The sequence below is a fragment of the Mesorhizobium alhagi CCNWXJ12-2 genome (assembly GCF_000236565.1).
GTDB lineage: Bacteria > Pseudomonadota > Alphaproteobacteria > Rhizobiales > Rhizobiaceae > Allomesorhizobium > Allomesorhizobium alhagi.
Genome location: NZ_AHAM01000070.1, coordinates 1 through 3,810 on the forward strand (window position 1 = coordinate 1; position 3,810 = coordinate 3,810).

Genomic DNA, 3,810 nt, shown 5'->3' on the forward strand with positions numbered 1-3,810 from the left:
TCGCCGGGGAGGCAAGATCGTCACTCTCGGCAGGAACCATCACAAGCGTTGATGGTCGCGCCAAAACAAATGACTGGATGGTTGTTGCGCTCGACGCGATAGATTGGCTTCACACGCCAAGGGAGCCGGATGCACATGACCACAATCTATGGAATGATCGACAGCGGCAATTGCTACAAGCCGCGGCTCCTGATGGCCCAGCTCGGCCAGCCATTCACCCATGTCGAGGTCAGCTCGCATGACGGGGCGACGCGCGCGCCCGAATATCTGGCGAAGAACCCGAACGGCATGGTGCCGCTGCTCGAACTGGACGATGGAAGGCTGCTCGCAGAATCCAACGCCATCCTGATCTATCTCGCCGAGGGCACCCGCTTCCTGCCCGCAGATCGCTACTGCCGCGGCCTCGCCTATCAGTGGCTGTTTTTCGAGCAATACAGCCACGAGCCCTATATCGCGGTGCGCAAGGCGATCCTGACCTTTCCCGAGCGCGCCAAGGACGCTACGCCGGAGCGGCTCGAACTGACGCTGACGCGCGGCAACAAGGCGCTCGGCATCATGGAAAAGCAATTGTCGAAGACGCCGTTTTTTGCAGGCGACGAGATGAGCATCGCCGACATCGCGCTCTACGCCTACACGCATGACGCCGACAAGGGAGGGTTCGACCTCGGCGCCTATCCGGCGGTCTCGGCCTGGCTCGAACGGGTGAGGGCGGATCCGGGGCATGTGCCGGAGGAATGGCTGCCTTAGTGACCAGGTTCCGGCGAAGCAGCGGTTACGTCGGCGAAAGCTATTTATTTTTCGGCACGCATTCCGTAGCAGCGGCCATCACCAAGGACTGTATTCGGTCCCATTGCAGATGCCCATAAAGGTCCCGATAGTGACAGCATGACACTTCTTGACGTGCCCGAAACTTATCATCGTTGGGATCCGGTCGAGGGCTTGCCCGAGGCATCGTTATCAGGCTTCGAACTGATATACCGGCCGTCCGGTGTCTCAGTCAGTTGTTGGTACTATGCCGATCAACCGATTGATTCGGTCCATATCGAGTTTGATGGCATGCATGCCTTCAAAGTCTACAATGAGTTTTCGGACCCCTGGCTAGTGCATAAACCATCCCTTCCAGAGTTGGTGGATGGAACCGCAACGTGGCCATTCCAACTCGTCCACAATTCGCGCTGGATCATGCGCGTGGTCGAACGCAATGGTGGCCTCTCGATCGGCGACTGGCGTCACTTCGTGATTGGCACGAAAAGTGATCAGTTACATGTCATGACACTCTGGTGGGACCCACGCAATGTGCGGGTCACTGGCAAAAGTGGTCTGGCAGCCGGTTAAAGTAAAAGACGACGACCGAAAGCTCTGGAGCTGTCGCCTTAAGGGAACAGCACTACTCATTGGTGCGAACCCCATCGTGTCAGCTTTCCAATCGTTGCGGATTTGTTGGAAAACAATTGCAGCGGCTCGGTGGCGGTTGTCACCGAAGCCAGAATTGGCTGAGCCTATCTCCAGACAACAAAAAGGCGGGGAATTACCCCGCCTTCCGCTGCCAGTCAGACTGATCTGGAGCCAGTCTCGCGAAGCCTGCAGCAATCTGCTGCCCCGGTCTCCGGTCGACCTGCTCCGGCGCGCTTGTCGCGCAGCCGCCAGTACATCCGTGACTTGCTGAGCGCTCCGGACTTTCGTCCAGGCGCGCCAGTTAAATCAGCCTGCCTTGCTGAGGCTGCCGGCCGAGGACTTGCCGGTGCGGCGGTCCTGCTCGATCTCGAAGTTGATCTTCTGACCTTCAACGAGGTTCGACATGCCAGCGCGTTCGACAGCGGAGATGTGGACGAAAACGTCCGCGCCGCCATTGTCGGGCTGGATGAAGCCGAAACCCTTGGTTCCATTGAACCACTTTACGGTACCAGTTGCCATTTCTGTGTTTCCTTACGTTTGCAACGTTGTTTGACCAAGCGATAGCCACTTGGCCGCTTTATCGAGATTTTGGGGGACGTCAGCAAACGCGAAAAAATCGCGGGACTACTAGATCGATCGGCCGAAAATATCAACGAGGCTCATATAGAGGATAGCGCGGACGAATACAAGAGGTTGAGCGAACGAACGATCACCGGCTTGTGATCGCAACCATTACTGGCAAGGCTAGGCGGCTGCAAACAAACCGGGCTTGATTGCCGCAGCTGCACGCACTCACCGGAGGCCCATCATGAAAGCCGCGTCGATTGCCCTTTGCCTTTCACTGCTCGCCGTCGAGGCGCACGCGATATCGCGCTACACGACCACAAACATGAACTGCGCCGCTATCCAGGCGGCTGTGCAGAGCGAGGGCGCGGCAATCCTGCAATGGCGCTCGACGCGCGATCCCAGCCTGCCGCTCTATGGCCGCTATGTCGCCAACCGGCGATACTGCCAGATGGAGGAGATCGCCGAGATTGCTTACGTACCGGCTGCCGACGCATCCTGTCCGGTTCACCGGTGCGCGAGAGTTTTCAGGAATCGCGGAAATCGCTAGATGATCGAGCGCGTAGCGTTCCGCGGCGCTACGGGAAATTGGGCCTATGTGAAATGCGTTACCGTGGTCCTGCCCGACCGCTGATACCTGAGACAAGTCGAGGCAAAGGAGGTCACGATGAGAGTCGCGTCGATTGCCCTATGTCTGGCGCTGGTCGCCACTGGGGCGCATGCGATATCGCGCTACACTTCCACCAGCATGCGCTGCGCCGAGATCAAGGCCGCGCTGCAGAGCGAAGGCGCGGCGATCCTGCAATGGCGCTCTACGCGCGATCCCAGCCTGCCGCTCTACGGCCGCTTCGTCGCCAACCGGCGGTTCTGCCAGATGGAGGAGGTCGCCGAGACGACTTTCGTTCCGGCACGCGACGCAAGATCCTGCCTCGTGCGCAAATGCGTGACGATAGATTTGCCCGAAGGCCGCTGAAACATGATAATCTGGGCGGTTGATTGCAACCGGTACGGCCAGGCACGTGTTCGTCCTCGAAAGGAGGATTCGCCATGAAGTCACTGCTGCTTGCCCTCTGCATATCGCTCGTAGCCGCCGAGGCGCAGGCGATTTCGCGCTATAATTCCACCAGCATGTCCTGCGCGGAGGTGCAGGCGAGAGTGCGCGGCGAGGGCGCCGCCATCCTGCGCTATCGCTCGACGCGCAACCCCAGCCTTCAACTCTATGGCCGCTACGTGAGCGACCGCCGCTACTGCAACCACAACGAGGTTGCGGAAACCGCATTCGTGCCGGCGGCCGACACGAAATCCTGTCTGGTGCGTGAATGCATCATAGTCGATCCGGACGATTTCTTTATCTTCAGGCGGCGGCGCTAAAACCCGAATGAAACCTGCGCCGGCGGCGGAGGGCCGACCCGCACACCTTCCATGGCGAGCAGTCGCTCCTTGGTCGTCGCGCCGCCTGGCGCCGAGAACCCGCCGAGTTTGCCGCCTGCAGCGACTATGCGATGGCAGGGAATGACGACCGGGACCGGATTGCGGCCGAGCGCCTGGCCGGTTTCGCGCGCCAACCCGGCATGGCCGGCCGCGGCGGCGAGGCCGCCATAGGTGGTGGTGTCGCCGAAGCCGAGCTTTCGCGCCGCATCGTAGATGGCGCGGCGGAAAGGATCGATGCCGGCGAGGTCGACGGGAACATCGCTGAAGTCGACCGGCTCGCCGGCTGCGTAGCGCAGCAAGGCCTCGATGAGCGCGGCTATTGGAGCCGGCGGGTCGCCCGCGGCGCGCCGCGGGGCGGGCCCTGAATCCGAAGCAATCGCGGCGAGCAGCCGCCGTTCGGTGGCGGCCTCGCTGCGCTCG

7 protein-coding genes are annotated in these 3,810 nt (G+C 60.7%); 5 read left to right on the forward strand and 2 right to left on the reverse strand.

What is annotated here, in order from left to right; genetic code table 11:
* Window positions 1-135 precede the first annotated feature (135 nt).
* The gene (locus tag MAXJ12_RS09840) at window positions 136-747 is read left to right on the forward strand and encodes a glutathione S-transferase family protein (protein ID WP_008835679.1); all 612 of its coding nucleotides are present in this window, start codon (window positions 136-138) and stop codon (window positions 745-747) included.
* A 138-nt stretch (window positions 748-885) separates the two neighbouring features.
* Window positions 886-1,335, forward strand: coding sequence for a hypothetical protein (locus MAXJ12_RS36645; protein WP_139043848.1), 450 nt, complete (start codon window positions 886-888; stop codon window positions 1,333-1,335).
* 366 nt (window positions 1,336-1,701) lie between these two features.
* Here MAXJ12_RS36645 and MAXJ12_RS09845 read toward each other — a convergent pair whose 3' ends face one another.
* Complete coding sequence (locus tag MAXJ12_RS09845; protein ID WP_008835680.1) at window positions 1,702-1,914, reverse strand: cold-shock protein; 213 nt, start codon at window positions 1,912-1,914, stop codon at window positions 1,702-1,704.
* Between the two features lie 289 nt (window positions 1,915-2,203).
* Between MAXJ12_RS09845 and MAXJ12_RS09850 the strand changes: the two genes are divergently transcribed.
* The 3 genes from MAXJ12_RS09850 to MAXJ12_RS09860 all read left to right on the forward strand — a co-directional run bounded on the left by MAXJ12_RS09850 (window position 2,204) and on the right by MAXJ12_RS09860 (window position 3,330).
* Window positions 2,204-2,509: a hypothetical protein gene (locus MAXJ12_RS09850; RefSeq protein ID WP_008835681.1), complete on the forward strand. Its 306-nt coding sequence runs from the start codon at window positions 2,204-2,206 to the stop codon at window positions 2,507-2,509.
* Window positions 2,510-2,626: 117 nt separating this feature from the next.
* Window positions 2,627-2,932, forward strand: coding sequence for a hypothetical protein (locus tag MAXJ12_RS09855; protein ID WP_008835682.1), 306 nt, complete (start codon window positions 2,627-2,629; stop codon window positions 2,930-2,932).
* A gap of 74 nt (window positions 2,933-3,006) precedes the next feature.
* The gene (locus MAXJ12_RS09860) at window positions 3,007-3,330 is read left to right on the forward strand and encodes a hypothetical protein (protein ID WP_008835683.1); all 324 of its coding nucleotides are present in this window, start codon (window positions 3,007-3,009) and stop codon (window positions 3,328-3,330) included.
* Here the strand turns inward: MAXJ12_RS09860 and MAXJ12_RS09865 are convergent.
* A partial coding sequence (locus tag MAXJ12_RS09865; RefSeq protein WP_008835684.1) for a methylated-DNA--[protein]-cysteine S-methyltransferase occupies window positions 3,327-3,810 on the reverse strand: 484 nt, incomplete at its 5' end. The genes MAXJ12_RS09860 and MAXJ12_RS09865 overlap by 4 nt on opposite strands.

Excerpts from the sequence above, each read along its gene's own strand:
- MAXJ12_RS36645 (WP_139043848.1), top strand. The coding sequence starts at position 886 with ATGACACTTCTTGACGTGCCCGAAACTTATCATCGTTGGGATCCGGTC.
- MAXJ12_RS09855 (WP_008835682.1), top strand. The coding sequence starts at position 2,627 with ATGAGAGTCGCGTCGATTGCCCTATGTCTGGCGCTGGTCGCCACTGGG.
- MAXJ12_RS09860 (WP_008835683.1), top strand. The coding sequence starts at position 3,007 with ATGAAGTCACTGCTGCTTGCCCTCTGCATATCGCTCGTAGCCGCCGAG.
- MAXJ12_RS09850 (WP_008835681.1), top strand. The coding sequence starts at position 2,204 with ATGAAAGCCGCGTCGATTGCCCTTTGCCTTTCACTGCTCGCCGTCGAG.
- MAXJ12_RS09845 (WP_008835680.1), bottom strand. The coding sequence starts at position 1,914 with ATGGCAACTGGTACCGTAAAGTGGTTCAATGGAACCAAGGGTTTCGGC.
- MAXJ12_RS09840 (WP_008835679.1), top strand. The coding sequence starts at position 136 with ATGACCACAATCTATGGAATGATCGACAGCGGCAATTGCTACAAGCCG.